This window comes from Actinoplanes sp. G11-F43, from assembly GCF_050589265.1.
In the GTDB taxonomy this organism is placed as follows: Bacteria; Actinomycetota; Actinomycetes; order Mycobacteriales; family Micromonosporaceae; genus Actinoplanes.
In genome coordinates this window covers 119,860-135,467 of record NZ_JBNZCE010000001.1, presented here as the reverse complement: position 1 = coordinate 135,467, position 15,608 = coordinate 119,860, and the positions used below count along the sequence as shown (strand labels likewise).

Here is a 15,608-nt window from a genome sequence, read left to right as displayed (position 1 = left end):
CGGCTCGTGCCCGTTTGTACGACATCACGACCGGGGAAGCCCCACCATGAACGAGACGGAAGCCATGAACGAGACGGAAGGAGGCCGGAGATGACGAACCCGGTGGAAGTCGATCTGGAGACACCCGAGGCCGACGCGGCCGAGCAGGCCACCCCGGTCCCCGGCTGGCAGGACGACTCGGAGGAGCAGGCGCCCGTCGACGACGCGGAGAACCGGATCGTCGAGTTCGACGACGACTACCGCTGACCGCGGCCGGCAAATCGATCGCCTGATCGGCGCGGCGCTGCCACGATCGACGGGTGCTGCTCACCCTGACGACCACTCACCGGCCCGCGACGGATCTGGGCTACCTGCTGGTCAAGCATCCCGACAAGGTGCACTCGTTCGACATGCCGACCGGTACGGCGTACGTCCTCTATCCCGAAGTGGGCGAGGACCGCTGCACCGCCGCGCTGATGCTGGACGTGGATCCGCGGCTGCTGCGGGCGCAGCGAGACGCCTTCGAGCTGAGTCAGTATGTGAACGACCGGCCGTACGCCGCCTCCAGCCTCCTGGCCAGCGCTCTCGCGAAAGTGTTCCGGACCGCCTTGCGCGGCGCCTCGAAGGACCGCCCGGAGCTGGCCGCGACACCGATCCCGCTGGAGGTCCGGGTCCCGGTGCTGCGCGGCACGGTGGATCTGGTGACCCGGCTGTTCGCGCCGCTGGGCTGGGCGGTGTCGGCGACGGCGATCCCGTTCGAGCCGGAGATCGGCGGCGACAGCCGTTACGTGGACCTGTCTCTGACCGGCGAGCTGCGGGTCGCCGACGCGCTGAACCACCTCTACGTGCTGCTGCCGGTGCTGGACGACGGCAAGCACTACTGGGTGGCCCCGGACGAGATCGAGAAACTGCTGCGCTCCGGTGAGGGCTGGCTGGCCGGTCACCCGGAGAAGGTGCTGATCGCCCGCCGTTACCTGGCCCATCGCAAGTCTCTGACCACCACCGCGCTGCAGTTGCTGGACGCCGACCAGCCGGTCACCGAGGAGGAGGCCGAGCTGCCGGTGGCCCGCCGTGCCCCGCTGGCCGAGCAGCGCCGGGACGCGGTGCTGGCCGCGGTGACCGAGGTGGGCGCGGCCCGGGTGCTCGATCTGGGCTGTGGCGGTGGGGCTCTGCTCACCGCGCTGGTCAAGGACCGGAACCTGACCGAGATCGTCGGTGCCGACGTGGCCACCCGGTCGCTGGAGCAGGCGGCCCGCCGGCTGCGGCTGGACCGGCTGCCGGAGCGGCAGAAGGATCGGATCAGGCTGATCCAGACCGCGCTCACCTACCGTGACGACCGGCTGTGCGGCTTCGACGCGGCGGTGTTGATGGAGGTCATCGAGCACGTGGACCTGCCCCGGCTGCCCGCGCTGGAGGCTGCCGTCTTCGGGCACGCGAAGCCCGGCGCGGTCATCGTGACCACGCCGAACGTCGAGTACAACGTGCACTACGAGGGCCTGACCGGGATGCGTCACTCGGATCATCGCTTCGAGTGGACCCGTGCCGAGTTCGCCGAGTGGGCGGCGCGGACGGCCGAGGCGTACGGCTACACCGTCACCATCCGTGGCGTCGGCGAGTCTCACGAGGAGACCGGCGCCCCCACCCAGCTCGCTCTGTTCAAGGCGGTGTCCGCATGATCCTCGACGTTCCCGAGCTGTCCCTGGTCGCCCTGGTCGGCATCTCCGGCTCCGGCAAGTCCACCTTCGCCGGCCGGCACTGGAAGCCGACCCAGGTGCTCTCCTCGGACTTCTTCCGCGGTCTGGTCGCCGACGACGAGAACGACCAGTCGGCCTCCGGTGACGCCTTCGAGGTGCTGCACTACGTGGCCGGCAAGCGGCTGGCGGCCGGCCGGCTCACCGTCGTGGACGCCACCAACCTTCAGGCGCACGCCCGCGCCGGGCTGGTCAAGGTGGCCCGCGAGCACGACGTGCTGCCGGTGGCGATCGTGCTGGACGTCCCGGAGCCGCTGGCCTGGGAGCGCACCGAGGCCCGCCCGGACCGTACGTTCGATCGCCGGGTCCTCTCCCGGATGAGCCGTGACCTGCGGCGGTCCCTGGGCCAGCTGGCCAAGGAGGGCTTCCGCAAGATCCACGTGCTGCGCGGGGTGGACGAGATCGCGGCGGCCGAGATCCGCTACGAGAAGCTGTTCAACGACAAGCGGGACGAGCACGGGCCGTTCGACATCATCGGTGACGTGCACGGCTGCCGGTCCGAGCTGGAGTCGCTGCTGGAGAAACTCGGCTGGGAGATCGTCCGGGACGACGCGGGCCGGCCGGTGGACGCCGTCTTTCCCGGCGAGGCCCGGACGGCCGTCTTCGTCGGCGACCTGGTCGACCGCGGACCGGACTCGCCGGGTGTGCTGCGCCTGGTGATGGGCATGGTGGCGGCCGGGCACGCGATCTGTGTGCCGGGCAACCACGAGCAGAAGCTGGCCCGCAAGCTGAACGGCCGCAACGTACAGCTGACGCATGGTCTTCCGGAGACCCTGGCCCAGCTGGAGGCCGAGCCGGCCGAGTTCGTGTCCGAGGTGCGCAGCTTCATCGACGGCCTGGTCAGCCACTACGTGCTGGACGACGGCAAGCTGGTGGTTGCGCACGCCGGGCTGAAGGAGGCGTACCACGGGCGGGCGTCCGGCCGGGTGCGCAGTTTCGCGCTCTACGGCGAGACCACCGGTGAGACCGACGAGTACGGGCTGCCGGTCCGCTACCCGTGGGCCCGGGAGTACCGGGGTTCCGCCGCGGTCGTCTACGGCCACGTGCCCACCCCGGTTCCGGAGTGGATCAACAACACCATCTGCCTGGACACCGGCTGCGTCTTCGGCGGCTCGCTGACCGCGCTGCGCTGGCCGTCCCGTGAGCTGGTCGCGGTGCCCGCGGCGAAGGAGTACTACGAGCCGGTCCGGCCGATCTTCACCACCACCGCCAAACCCGACGAGGGTCTGGACATCGCGGACGTCACCGGGCGGCGGCACATCGATTACGGGTACGGGCGGACCACGGTCCCCGCCGAGAACGCCGCGGCCGCGCTGGAGGTGATGGGCCGGTTCTCGGTCGATCCGGAGGCCCTGGTCTGGCTGCCGCCGACGATGGCCCCGTGCACCAGCTCGTCGGTGGAGGGCTACCTGGAGCACCCGTCGTCCGCCTTCGCCGACCTGCGCGCCGCCGACGTGGACCGGGTCGTGTGTGAGGAGAAACATATGGGCTCCCGGGCCGTGGTGCGGGTCTCCGTCACCGGCGCGGGTGACGCGATCTGGACCCGGACCGGCCGGCCGTTCTTCGGCCCGGAGCGCGACGAGCCGCTGCTGGCCCGGGTCCGGGCGGCGGCCGCACCACTCTTCACCGAGCTGGCGACCGACTGGCTGCTGATCGACGCCGAGCTGCTGCCCTGGTCGGCCAAGGCGGGCAGCCTGATCCGGAACCAGTACGCCGCGGTCGGCGCCGCCGCCCGGGCCGCGCTGCCGGCCGCCCGGTCGGTGCTGGAGCGGGTGTCCGGGCGAGGGCTCGACGTGACCGCACTGCGGGATCGTCTCCAGCTGCGGTCGGCCGAGATCGACGGCTACACCGCGGCGTACCGGGCGTACGTGAAACCGACCGACGGGCTGGACGGGGTCACCCTGGCACCGTTCGCGATCCTGGCCGGGACCGGAGTGTCGTACGCCACGAAGGATCACGACTGGCATCTGGCGCTGGCCGATCGGCTCGTCTCCGCCGACCCGCAACTCTTCACCCCGACCCGGCGGATGATCGTCGACCTGGCCGACCCGGCCGCCGAGTCCGCCGCGACCGAGTGGTGGCTGACACTGACCGGGGCCGGCGGCGAGGGCATGGTGGTCAAGCCGTGGGTGGGCCTGGGCGCGACCGGTGGTGACGGTCGTCTCATCCAGCCCGGAGTGAAGTGCCGTGGCCGGGAGTACCTGCGGATCATCTACGGGCCGGAATACACCCGTCCGGACCAGTTGGACCGGCTTCGGCAGCGCAATCTGGGCCGGAAACGGGCGCTGGCGCTGCGCGAGCACGGGCTCGGACTGGCCGCGCTGGACCGGCTGGCCGAGGGCGCGCCGGCCTGGCGGGTGCACGAGTTGGTCTTCGCGATCCTGGCCGCCGAGTCGGAGCCCGTCGACCCCCGCCTGTAAGCGGACTGTTACGTCCTGAAGTACTCAGCATTCATTCAGGTTCCGGCCCTCATCGGGCCGGTACCCTGGCTCCTCGTGGACATCCAAGCGCTCACCGAGCAGCTAGCTCTCAACCCGATGGACCCGAAGGACCTGCTCTCGGCCTTCGGGTTGCCGGGTGTCCTGGCCATCCTCTTCGCCGAGACCGGTCTTCTGGCCGGTTTCTTCTTCCCAGGCGATTCACTGCTTTTCCTCGCCGGAGTCGCCGCCTCCGAGGTCGCCAACTCGATCTTCGGTGACGGAGCGCAACTGTCGATCGTCGGTCTGCTGATCGGCGCGCCCATCTGCGCCATCGTCGGCGCCCAGTTCGGGCACTGGCTCGGGGCGAGGTACGGGCGCCGGATGTTCGACAAACCCGACTCGAAGCTCTTCAAGAAGGAGTACGTCGAGAAGGCGGAGTACTACTTCGAGAAGTTCGGCCCGGCCAAGGCCGTGGTGCTGGCGCGCTTCATCCCGATCGTGCGGACCTTCCTCAACCCGGTCGCCGGCACCCTCGGCATGCCGGCCAAGCAGTTCTTCCTGTGGAACGTCGTCGGCGCGATCCTCTGGACCGACGGCATCATCCTGATCGGTTACCTGCTGGCCGAGCAGATCTACGCGGCCATCGGCGACCAGATCGACCACTACATCCTGCCGGTGGTGGTGCTGATCGTGCTGGTGTCGGTGCTGCCGATCGGGATCGAGATCCTGCGCGAGCGCCGGGCGAAGAAGAACGGCACGCTCACCGGTCCCGGGGTGGCCGAGGCGCTCGGTGCGGTCGCCATCGCGAGCCCGGTCGGGGTGGCCGACGCCGCCCGCGAGGAGTACCACGAGCACTTCGACCACCATGGCCAGCAGCACAACCAGCACCAGCAGCAGCGGGCCGGGCAGGACCAGTACAACGAGGCGACGACGTTCCACCAGGCCGGCGCCTACAACGCGCCCCAGCAGGGCGGGACCTACGGTCAACCCCAGCAGGGCGGGACGTACGGGCGGCCGCAGCAGTATCAGGAGCCGCAGCAGCCGGCCTACCCGCAGCAGGGGTACCAGCCCACCCCGCAGAGCTATCCGCCGCAGCAGCAGTACCCGGCGCAGGACTACGGCCAGCCCCAGTACGGGCAGCAGCAGCCCCGTTACGACGACCAGCAGCAGTGGCCGCCGCGCGACTGACCGCTGAGCGAACGCGAAAGGCCGGCCCGAGGGCCGGCCTTTTTCGTGGAACGCTCACACCGTGACGGTGGTGGATCCGGAGAGCTTCTCGAGGAACTCCTCGGGGCACTCCCGCAGGTGTTCCAGCCGTCCGGCCGTCAGCGCCCGGTAGGTGAGCGACGCGGCCTCCTCCAGGTTGCGGGCCCGTTTGTGGGCCAGCTCGACGGAGTCGCCCATCACCACGCACCCGTGCTGGCTGAGCACCAGGCAGTCGGTGCCGTCGGCGGCCATCGCCGCGGTCAGGGCCGCCAGCTCGGTGCTGCCCGGCAGCCGGAAGGGCACTGTCGACACCCGCCTCAGGTAGAAGGCGTGGTCGGTGGTGACGATCCGGACGTGCTCGCCGAGGGCGTCCAGCAGCAGCGCGGTCTGCGGGTGCAGGTGCACCACCGCGTTGACGTCCGGCCTGGCCCGGTAGAGCGCGAGATGCAGAGCCAACTCGCTGGTCGGCTCGGTCCGCGGCGGCGGGGTGCTGCCGACGACGGCCGGGGCCCCGTCGGAGATCCGTACCGGCGCGAAGGTGGTGCGGCTGAGACGATCCAGCCATGATCCGCTCGCGGTGACCCAGATGGCGTCCTCGTCGGGAATACGGGCGGACAGGTTGCCGCCCGATCCACACACGAGGCCCGCCTGCACCACGTCGTAACCCACGTGCGCGAGCTGGTCACGCAGGTCACCGGGGACGTAGTTCACCCGTTCCTCCTCAGGTCCGCCGGCCGTCGCGGGGCCGGGGTCCTCAGCCTGGCGTCACGCCCCCATTGCTAAGTGACGCCAGGCATTAACCCTGTCTCGCTTCAGCGGGCCTTCTTGGTGGCCCGCTTCCGCGGCGGGGTCAGCAGGTCGGCGATGGTGGCGATAGCGGTCGGCACCAGCCGGTAGTACGCCCACACACCCCGCTTCTCCCGCTCGAGAAGACCAGCCTCGGTGAGAATCCGAAGGTGGTGACTCACAGTGGGCTGCGAGAGGCCCAGGGGGGCCGTCAGGTCGCAGACGCACGCCTCACCGTCCGTTGCGGACTGGATAAGGCTCAGCAGCCGTAGCCGGGCCGGGTCGGCGAGCGCCTTCAGCACTCCCGCCAGGCGCTCAGCGTCAGCGCGTTCAATAGGCTCGCCGGCAAGCGGCGAGATCTGAGGCATCGTCATTTCCGCCAACGCAGTTCCCACGATCTCCATCCTTCCACCAACTGCATCGATTCTCCTGCATGTCCGCAGGAACGAACCGGCTAACTTTCAGGCCGTAAGGCCGACATCGATCGCCGAGACGGCCACCCCGGACACCTTCGCCGGGTCAACCGTTCGTGCAACGACGACTTCGGTCTCTGCCTCCTGCAACGCCTCAGTCGCCATCTGGTCGCTACCCATCCGTGTCGAGCTCTCGATCCCCGCCTCCGGGGTGAGGCCGGCCACATTGCCAATTCGTCGATTTTTTCGACTCACCGATCCCCGACGATGACTCGGCACGGAACGCGGCGAGACCATCACGCCACACTGCGCGATCATCAGTTCGCCACACACCCCACGACCCGATGAAAGCACGACGCCACGCTGCGCGACGGACAATTCAGTGATGAATTTACCCAGGTCGTGCCGTGCTTCCACGACATCGAGCGTACTGGCTGTACGAAAACCGGAATCTTTCGCCCCGCCAGGGCGGAACGGAACTATTGACGCGCAGCTTTACGTGGCTTTGTAAAGAAGGTTTACTAATCCTCCAGGTGGCCTCACCCCGTAGTTTGACCATAGACGCAGCTCAAAGCAGCTATCGTCGGTACGTTACCCGCGCCAAGCTCAGGATCACCTGGTAGCTGCGCTGTGAAGAGGCTGTGAACCCATCAAAAGACGTTTGTCCGTACGGGGGAAAACACCCACCGTCCGGCCGATCTCGATCTATCCGTACAGCCGATCGAGTGACAACGCCAGAAACGGACCGTACCCGTTCGAGTGACCCACAGTCGTCGATACGGAACCGCTCACTCGTGCGGTCGCGACCAGTACTCGTCTTCCTGGATCGGCGCCGACTTCGGCAGAACCGCCGGATCCGAGAACTGATCGGGTTCGGACCCGCCGGTAACAAAAGGCTTCGTTTGTGGGCCAGCCCACTGCGGCTCGCTCGCCGGCGCCTCAAATTGGCTCGGTGGCACAAAACCCGGCGCGGCTCCGAAATACTCTCGCGGCGCGGCCAGCAGCAGCCCGCCCACCGCGAGGTAACCCAGCACCTGCGCGACGGCCACCACCGCGTTCAGGGTGATCCACCCGGACGGGTACGCGTCGCTCAGCGCCGCGCCGATCGAGCCGGGAACCGCGTCACCGGAGCGCTGAGCGGCCAGAATGCCCACCGTCCCGAGACCGGTCAGCAGACCCAGCCCACACACGCCGACGGCGACCGCCCGCGCCAGCCGGTTACCCCGTCGCAGGGCCACCCCGAGGACCGCGAAGAGCGCGGCGAAGATCAGGGCCAGCACCGGGGCCAGCGCCCCGACCAGCCAGATCACGGTGATGAAGTTCTCCGCCGCGCTGGATCCGGCGGTGGCGTCACGGAATCGGCCGACCACGCCGGGAGTGACCGCGACCATGCTGATCGCGTAGGTCAGGCCGGCCGCCGCCATGGCCCAGAGCAGGGCGACCGCGGTCGTGACGGCAGCCGGGCGGCGGGCCGGGAACGGCACTGCGGCAGGCGGCTGCTGGACGGCGTAGGACATCGATGGCTCCCGCGGGTTCGGCTGGCAAAGAACCTATCGCGTACCGCTGGGGGAGGTGGGCGGACCGGTCCACCTCATCAGTGAACCGGTCCGAAATCGATCAGGAGGGACGCTGCGGCGAATCGCCGTCGGAGTCGTTCTTCGGCGACTGGTCACTCTCCGGAGCCGACGGATCCGGCGAAGCCGGGGTCGTCGAAGCCGGGGTCGTCGGAGTCGGAGCCGGAGACGACGGCGCCACGTCCGACGGGGTAGCCCACGGATCGCTGGGCGGCTCCGGCGCGGCGGGCGGCGGTGACACCGGCGCCGCCGAGGAGGACACCGGGAAGGGCGCGGGCGCCGGCGGCGCGAACGGCGACGGCGTCTCCGGGAACGGCTGCTGCGGGGCCGCCCACGGATCGCTGGAGGGCTCGGTGGACGGCGGCGCGGGCGGACCCGACGGCACCGGGGGAACCGGAGACGGCGGCGTGGCACCCGGCTGAGCCGCCCACGGGTCGCTGGTGGGCTCCGGAGAGGCGTCCGGGACACCGGACGACGGCCGCGCCCACGGATCACTGGAGGGCTCCGCGGAAGGCGCCGGAGCGCCCGGTGCCGCGGACGACCCGGGAGCGCCCGGAGCCCCGGGGAACGGCGTGCCCGGAGCGGGCGTCCCGGCCTGCCCCGGATAGGGCGGCAGACCCGGCGCGGGCTGCCCCGGCTGTCCATACTGCTCCGGCGTGCCGAAGTGGCTGGGCGCCCCGGGCTGCCCCGGGTACGGCGGCGGATATGCCGACGGCTGCTGCGGCTGCCCGTAGGGGCCGGGGTAGCCGGCCTGCGCCGGATATCCGGGATAACCGGGCTGACCGCCCTGGACCGGGTACCCCGGTTGGCCGGGATAGCCCGGCTGCCCCGGGTACTGCGGGTACGGCATCGCCGGGTTCCAGCCCACCGGCTTGCGGAAGAACGCGTTCGACTGCGGCAGCGCCAGCAGGATGATCGCACCGAGCAGGGCCAGCACGATCACCACCGAGGTGGCGGTACCGGCCGGTTCGTACCAGCTGGGAAGCGCGGTGGTGAGTTCGGCGTCGATCTGCTGCTCGCTCAGGCCGCCGGACGACCCGGTGCCGGCCATGGTGCCGATCGCGGTGCCGCCCAGCCCGAACGAGTTGCAGCACAGCCCGAGGCCACCGAAGACCCAGGTGGTGATCCGCGACCCGTTCTTGCCGAGGCCGTTGAAGACCGCCAGCACGGAGACCACGATCGCGATCAGGGCGTAGATGACCGCCGTCCCGACCAGGGCGAAGCCGACGACCGACTCGAGGTCGGTGCCGAGCTCTTCGGCGTCGATGGTGTTCTGGTACGCCCCGGCGACCGAATCCCTGATCGACAGGACCATGACGGCGCTCAGCAGCTGCACGGCGGCGACCACGAACAGCAGTATCGAGGAGAAGGTCACCGTCATCGGCCGGGACGGGGCCGAGTCGGGGACCTGATAAGTCGGTACGGTCACACTGCCCTCCAATAGATCAATTCACGGTATCCGCCGTACGCCAGATCCCGCGACCGAGCCTCACGGTCGGCGAGCATGTGGAAATATCAGGCAACGATGACCCCAAATGACCGCAAAACGTCGCCCGTTCGGGTGGCGTCACGCCTGGACGGCGGACCCTAGACTTCGCTGTGTGGCGTCCACCTGGAAGCAGACCGCTCCAGAGGCACGCCGTGCCCGCATGAGTCGCCCGCCCCGCGCACATCGTTCCGGGGCCGAGGCAGACCGGTGGACGGCGCCACTCCGATTGCGCATGCCGCGTGTCCACACCGCGGCCGCCCCAGACCTAAGGACCGGTGAGTCCCATGCCCCACGCCGACACCCTCGACGTCGTTCACCATGACGACAGCACGACCCGATTCACGGATGTCAGATATCAACTGCACCGCAACGGCATCCGGATCTGGTCCGCGGACGGCGAACACGCCTTCACGGACGTCCTGGTGACACACGCCTACCGCCAACGGGAGGCGGACAAGTAAGAAAAAAGGGGGCCCGACGGGGCCCCCTTTTTCGTCACCTACCGCCGGAAGACCGTCAGGCCGTCCTTGGTTTCGCTCAGGTCGGCCACCACCGTGTCGCCGTCCCGGATCTCCCCGGAGAGCAGCGCCTTGGCCAGCAGATCCCCGATCGAGGACTGGACCAGCCGGCGCAGCGGCCGGGCGCCGTAGATCGGGTCGTACCCGTGCTCACCCAGCCACTCCACCGCGGCCGGCGCCACCTCCAGGACCAGCCGCCGCTCGGCGAGCCGGTCCCGCAGCCGGGCCAGCTGGATGTCGACGATCGCGGTCAGGTCGGCCTTGGTCAGGGCGTGGAAGACCACGATGTCGTCGAGCCGGTTCAGGAACTCCGGCTTGAAGTGCGCACGGACCGCGGCCAGCACCTCGTCGTGCCGTTCCTCGTCGCTCATGGTGATGTCGGCGGTCGCCGAACCCAGGTTCGACGTGAGCACCAGGATCGCGTTGCGGAAGTCGACGGTCCGGCCCTGCCCGTCGGTGAGCCGGCCGTCGTCGAGCACCTGGAGCAGCACGTCGAAGACGTCCGGATGGGCCTTTTCCACCTCGTCGAGGAGCACCACGCTGTACGGCCGGCGGCGCACCGCCTCGGTCAGCTGGCCACCCTCCTCGTAGCCGACGTAGCCGGGCGGGGCGCCGACCAGACGGGCCACCGAGTGCTTCTCGCCGTACTCACTCATGTCGATGCGGACCATCGCCCGCTCGTCGTCGAAGAGGAAGCCGGCCAGCGCTTTCACCAGCTCGGTCTTGCCGACACCGGTCGGGCCGAGGAAGAGGAAGCTGCCGGTCGGCCGGTCCGGGTCGGCGATGCCGGCGCGGGCCCGGCGCACCGCGCCGGAGACCGCCGCGATCGCCTCCCGCTGGCCGATCACCTTGGCCGCGAGCGACTCCTCCATCCGCAGCAGCTTGGCGGTCTCGCCCTCCATCATCCGGCCGGCCGGGATGCCGGTCCACGAGGAGACCACCTCGGCGATGTCGTCGGCGGCCACCTCCTCCTTGACCATCGGCGGCTCGGCGTGCTCCTCCTCGGTCTCGGCGGCGGCCTCGATCTCCTTCTCCAGGGCCGGGATCACCTCGTACAGCAGCCGGGAGGCCTGGAGCAGGTCGCCGTCACGCTGGGCCCGCTCCTGCCCGGCCCGCGCCTCGTCGAGCTGCTTCTTCAGCTCACCGACCCGGTTCAGCCCGCCGCGCTCGCGCTCCCACCGGGCGTTCAGCGCGGTCAGCTCCTCCTCCCGGTCGGCCAGGTCGGCGATCAGCCGCTCCAGCCGGGCCAGGGACGCCGGATCGGTCTCCTTCTCCAGGGCCAGGCGCTCCACCCGCATCCGGTCGACCTGGCGCTGCAGCTGGTCCAGCTCGACCGGCCGGGAGTCGATCTCCATCCGCAGCCGGGAGGCGGCCTCGTCGATCAGGTCGATCGCCTTGTCCGGCAGGAACCGGTCGCTGATGTAGCGGTCGGAGAGGCTGGCCGCCGCGACCAGCGCCGCGTCGGTGATCTGCACCCGGTGATGCGCCTCGTAGCGCCCCTTGAGGCCGCGCAGGATGCCGATGGTGTCCTCGACGGTCGGCTCACCCACCACCACCGGCTGGAAGCGCCGCTCCAGGGCCGGGTCCTTCTCGATGTGCTCGCGGTACTCGTCGAGCGTGGTCGCGCCGACCATCCGCAGCTCACCGCGGGCCAGCATCGGCTTGAGCATGTTGCCGGCGTCCATCGAGCCCTCGCCCTTGCCCGCGCCGACGACCGTGTGCAGCTCGTCCAGGAAGGTCACCACCTGGCCGTTGGAGCTGCGGATCTCCTCCAGCACGCTCTTGAGCCGCTCCTCGAACTGGCCGCGGTACTGCGCGCCGGCGACCATCGCGCCGAGATCGAGCGAGACGAGTTTCTTGTCGCGCAGCGTCTCCGGCACGTCGCCGGCCACGATCCGCTGGGCCAGGCCCTCGACGATCGCGGTCTTGCCGACACCGGGCTCACCGATCAACACCGGATTGTTCTTGGTACGCCGGGAGAGCACCTGCACCACACGACGGATCTCGGCGTCCCGGCCGATCACCGGGTCGATCTTGCCGTCCCGGGCCAGCGCGGTCAGGTCGACGCTGTACTTCTCCAGGGACTTGTAGGTCTGCTCGGGATCGGCGTTGGTGACCCGCCGCTCCCCGCCGCGCACCTGGGGGAACGCGGCGACCAGCGCCTCCTCGGTGGCGCCGGCGTCTTTCAGCACCTGGGAGACCGCGCCGCCGACCCGGGCCAGACCGGCCAGCAGGTGCTCGGTCGACACATACTCGTCCCCGAGCGGCTTGGCGATCAGGTCGGCCGACCCGATCGCGTTGACGAACTCGCGGGACAGGCTCGGCTCGACGGTGCTGGCGCCACGGGCGGACGGCAGCTGCTCGATGGCGCGGACCGCGGCCCGGCGGATGTCGGCCGGATTGGCGCCGACCGCGCGCAGCAGGGCGGTGGCGGTGGACCCGCCGGTGTCGAGCAGTGACTGCAGCATGTGCCACGGCTCGACCGTGGCGTGCCCGCGGCGGCCGGCGTCGGCGACCGCCGAGGTGATCACTTCGCGGCTCTTGGTGGTCAAACGTTCGGTGTTCATCAGCTCCCCTGAACGCACCGGCAGACTTGAGCGTGTTCCACTCAACTCTAGCGCGACGGAACCACGGTGACAGTCACCACCGGCCAGGGTCGCGCATCGGCGGGAACCCGTACCGTCAGGAGACGTGTCACTGTCCCGCCGGCTCCTCCCTCTCGGTCTGGTCTTCCTCACTGTCGGCATCGCCACCGCGGTCGTCGGGCCGTTCCTCGGCCTGTTTCTGAGCAGCGCCGTCCAGGCGAGTCCGATCCAGGTCACCTTCTTCCTGATCACCGCGTCACTCTCGGGCGTGGCCATGTCGTGGGCGATCGGCCGTGTCTCGGACCGGCGGCCGATGCGGCGCACGATCCTGATCGCCGCGGCACTCGCCGGCTGCGCCGGCAGCGGTCTCACCGCGGTGGTCCGCGACTTCTGGGTGCTGCTCGCGCTCACCGCGACGGCCTCCGCGATCGCCGGGTCGCTGTTCCCCCAATCCTTCGCGTACGCCCGTGAGGCGCTGCAACGGGACGACCCGAGCCGGGCGGCCATGGGCATCAGCGCGCTGCGCACCGTGTTCTCGATCGCCTGGGTGGGCGGCCCGTCGCTGGCCGCGTTCCTCCTGGAATCCGGCGACTTCCAGTACGTCTACGGCACCGCCTCCGTGCTGTACCTGGTGGCGGCCCTGCTGGCGGCCAAGTGGCTGCCCGAGGTGGAGGCGCCGGCCCCGCCCCCGCCCGGGGACACCGTCTCGACCCGGGCTCCGTGGCAGGTCTACCCGATCCTGGCCGGTTTCGTGCTGATCCAGACCTCCATGGTGCTCAACGTCCAGGCGATGCCGCTGTACCTGCGCACCGAACTGGACGGCACGGTCGGAGACGCCGGCATCATCCTCGGCATCTGTGCGGCGCTGGAGATCCCGCTGATGCTCGGCTTCGGCAAGCTCTCCACCCGGATGCCACTGCGCCGGATCATCCTGTTCGGCGGGGTCTGCGGCGTCGGGTACCAGGCCCTGGCGGTGTCGGCCTCGTCGGTCTGGATGCTGGCCGCCGCCCAGATCCTGAACGCGATCCTGATCGCGGCCGTCTCCGGGCTAGGCATCTCCTACTTCCAGGACATGATGCCCCGGTTCCCGGGCCGCGCGTCGACGATGTTCGCCAACACCTTCCCGATCGGGCAGATCATGTCGGCGCCGCTGTTCGGGCTGGCCCAGGAGTACGGGTTCCGGCTGGCGTACACCCTGAATCTGGTTCTGGCGGTGTTGGGTCTGCTGATCCTGCTGGCCGTCCGGCCGCCCCGAACGGCGAACGAGACAGCCCGGGTGACGACGAAGAACGCCGTCGACCCGGGCTGATCAGAAGCCGCGGCCCAACCTCAGAAGCCGCGGCCCAACCTCAGGAGACGAGACCCCAGCCGAAGTTCGACTCGGCCGAGGCGCCACCCGGGAAGTTCGCGCCGGTGAGGGCGTACCCCTCCGGCCGGGTCTGACCGACGGCCGCGCCGGGCAGGACGACGACGGCGCCCTCCCAGTCGTAGGTGACCTTCTCGTCCGGAACGCCGACGACCAGGGTGTCACCGCCATGGACGTTGACCAGCCGGGACAGGGTCCAGCCGAATCCGTCCTGCGACTCGTTCGCCCCGGGCACACCGGCCGAGTTCTGGTCGAGGTAGATCGAGCCGGCCGCGACCGGACCGGCGGTGGTGCTGTAGAGCACGTTGATCGCGCCGGTGGCCTGGGCCGTGCCGGCGGTCTCGCCACGGACGCCGATCGCCAGGTCACGCTTACCGTCGCGGTTGAAGTCGACGAGCGCCAGCGCCGTCCCGAAGTAGTCGCCGCTCTCCGAGGTGCCGGGAATGGCGGCGTCGTCCTGGCTGAACATGGCGCCCGGCACCAGGCCGGAGGCGCCCCCGTGGAAGACATGCACCGCGCCGGCGGCCGCCTTCGTGCCGATCCACTCCTGGGGAGCGGAGACGATCAGCTCGTCCCGGCCGTCGCCACCGGTGTCGCCGGTGGTCAGGACGTAACCGAACAGGTCCTCCTTCTCGACGGCGCCGGGCACACCGGGCGAGTCCTGGTCCCACCAGACCGAACCGGTGGTCGACACGCCGGCCGCAGTGCCCGGGAAGACCACGATGCCACCCGCGTCCCGGTTGCCGCCGAGCGCCTCGTTCGGCGCTCCGGCCACCAGCTCGTCCCGGCCGTCGCCGTCGAAGTCACCGGCGGCCACCGACCAGCCGAAGGTGTCGCCCGGCTCGGCCGCTCCGGGCACGCCGGGGCTGTCCTGATCGATCCACTGGCTGCCGGTGCCGCTGATGCCGGCGTCCGAGCCGTAGAGGACACCGACCGCGCCCCGCTGGCCGTCGGTCCACGGGGCGCCGGCCGCGATGTCGTCGAAGCCGTCGCCGTTGAAGTCACCGGCGGCCAGGTCGTAGCTGATTCCCGACTCGTACGCGCCGTCCGGCTGGATCGCGGTCCGGTCGAACCCGATCGCCCGGTCCTTGGTCAGACCCCACTGGCTGCCGTAGAGCAGCAGGAACTTGCTGCCCGAGGCGGCGCTGACGGCGAGGTCGGCGTAGCAGTCCCCGTCGAAGTAGCCGCTCGCCAGCGCCTCCCCGAGACGCATGCTCCCGTTGAAGCCCTCACCGACGCTGGTGGGATGCCCGGTGAAGGTCACCGGGCCGAGCGAGCCCTTGCCGACCCCGGCTGCCGACCCGTAGGCGACGTTGACCGCGCCCTGCCACGGAACGTCCTGGATCGGCTCGTACCGGTTGTGGGCGCCGACGGCGAGATCGCCGAACCCGTCACCGTTGAAGTCACTCGGCACCCGTGCGCAGGCGGCCGAGGCCGGTGTGGCGGCCGGAACCACCAGAAGCGGCGCGGCCAGCAGAGCGACAAACAATCGACGCATCGACATTTTCCTTTCCCCGTTGT

At 70.1% G+C, this 15,608-nt stretch carries 13 protein-coding genes; 6 read left to right on the top strand and 7 right to left on the bottom strand.

What is annotated here, in order from left to right:
* Positions 1 to 90 precede the first annotated feature (90 nt).
* From ACQ0O7_RS00645 to ACQ0O7_RS00630, 4 genes are all read left to right on the top strand, one after another.
* Entirely contained in the window at positions 91 to 246 is a 156-nt protein-coding gene (locus tag ACQ0O7_RS00645) for a hypothetical protein (RefSeq protein ID WP_430779716.1), read from the top strand.
* Between the two features lie 53 nt (positions 247 to 299).
* Entirely contained in the window at positions 300 to 1,655 is a 1,356-nt protein-coding gene (locus tag ACQ0O7_RS00640) for a 3' terminal RNA ribose 2'-O-methyltransferase Hen1 (RefSeq protein ID WP_430779714.1), read from the top strand.
* Positions 1,652 to 4,150 carry a polynucleotide kinase-phosphatase gene (locus ACQ0O7_RS00635; protein WP_430779713.1) on the top strand — a complete coding sequence of 833 codons (2,499 nt, stop codon included), beginning with the start codon at positions 1,652 to 1,654 and terminating at the stop codon, positions 4,148 to 4,150. Before ACQ0O7_RS00640 ends, ACQ0O7_RS00635 begins: the two co-directional genes overlap by 4 nt.
* A gap of 75 nt (positions 4,151 to 4,225) precedes the next feature.
* Positions 4,226 to 5,338, top strand: coding sequence for a DedA family protein (locus tag ACQ0O7_RS00630; protein ID WP_430779712.1), 1,113 nt, complete (start codon positions 4,226 to 4,228; stop codon positions 5,336 to 5,338).
* 54 nt (positions 5,339 to 5,392) lie between these two features.
* Here ACQ0O7_RS00630 and ACQ0O7_RS00625 read toward each other — a convergent pair whose 3' ends face one another.
* The 5 genes from ACQ0O7_RS00625 to ACQ0O7_RS00605 form a co-directional block, all read right to left on the bottom strand.
* Positions 5,393 to 6,067 (bottom strand): class II aldolase/adducin family protein, encoded by a 675-nt coding sequence (locus ACQ0O7_RS00625; RefSeq protein ID WP_430779711.1) that lies wholly within the window; start codon positions 6,065 to 6,067, stop codon positions 5,393 to 5,395.
* A 101-nt stretch (positions 6,068 to 6,168) separates the two neighbouring features.
* Entirely contained in the window at positions 6,169 to 6,546 is a 378-nt protein-coding gene (locus ACQ0O7_RS00620; protein ID WP_014440216.1) for an ArsR/SmtB family transcription factor, read from the bottom strand.
* 57 nt (positions 6,547 to 6,603) lie between these two features.
* Positions 6,604 to 6,972 carry a hypothetical protein gene (locus ACQ0O7_RS00615; protein ID WP_430779710.1) on the bottom strand — a complete coding sequence of 123 codons (369 nt, stop codon included), beginning with the start codon at positions 6,970 to 6,972 and terminating at the stop codon, positions 6,604 to 6,606.
* Between the two features lie 371 nt (positions 6,973 to 7,343).
* Entirely contained in the window at positions 7,344 to 8,072 is a 729-nt protein-coding gene (locus ACQ0O7_RS00610; protein ID WP_430779709.1) for a hypothetical protein, read from the bottom strand.
* Positions 8,073 to 8,172: 100 nt separating this feature from the next.
* On the bottom strand, positions 8,173 to 9,558 hold the full coding sequence (locus ACQ0O7_RS00605) for a hypothetical protein (RefSeq protein WP_430779708.1): 1,386 nt from the start codon (positions 9,556 to 9,558) through the stop codon (positions 8,173 to 8,175).
* Positions 9,559 to 9,902: 344 nt separating this feature from the next.
* Between ACQ0O7_RS00605 and ACQ0O7_RS00600 the strand changes: the two genes are divergently transcribed.
* Positions 9,903 to 10,079: a hypothetical protein gene (locus ACQ0O7_RS00600; RefSeq protein ID WP_430779707.1), complete on the top strand. Its 177-nt coding sequence runs from the start codon at positions 9,903 to 9,905 to the stop codon at positions 10,077 to 10,079.
* Positions 10,080 to 10,117: 38 nt separating this feature from the next.
* Here the strand turns inward: ACQ0O7_RS00600 and clpB are convergent, their stop codons facing one another.
* Entirely contained in the window at positions 10,118 to 12,703 is a 2,586-nt protein-coding gene (clpB, locus tag ACQ0O7_RS00595; protein WP_430779706.1) for an ATP-dependent chaperone ClpB, read from the bottom strand.
* A 124-nt stretch (positions 12,704 to 12,827) separates the two neighbouring features.
* On the opposite strand from clpB, the gene ACQ0O7_RS00590 reads away from it, so the two are divergent.
* Positions 12,828 to 14,030, top strand: a complete 1,203-nt coding sequence (locus ACQ0O7_RS00590; protein ID WP_430779705.1) for a sugar efflux transporter — start codon at positions 12,828 to 12,830, stop codon at positions 14,028 to 14,030.
* 40 nt (positions 14,031 to 14,070) lie between these two features.
* Here ACQ0O7_RS00590 and ACQ0O7_RS00585 read toward each other — a convergent pair whose 3' ends face one another.
* Positions 14,071 to 15,585, bottom strand: coding sequence for an FG-GAP repeat protein (locus ACQ0O7_RS00585; RefSeq protein ID WP_430779704.1), 1,515 nt, complete (start codon positions 15,583 to 15,585; stop codon positions 14,071 to 14,073).
* Positions 15,586 to 15,608 lie beyond the last annotated feature (23 nt).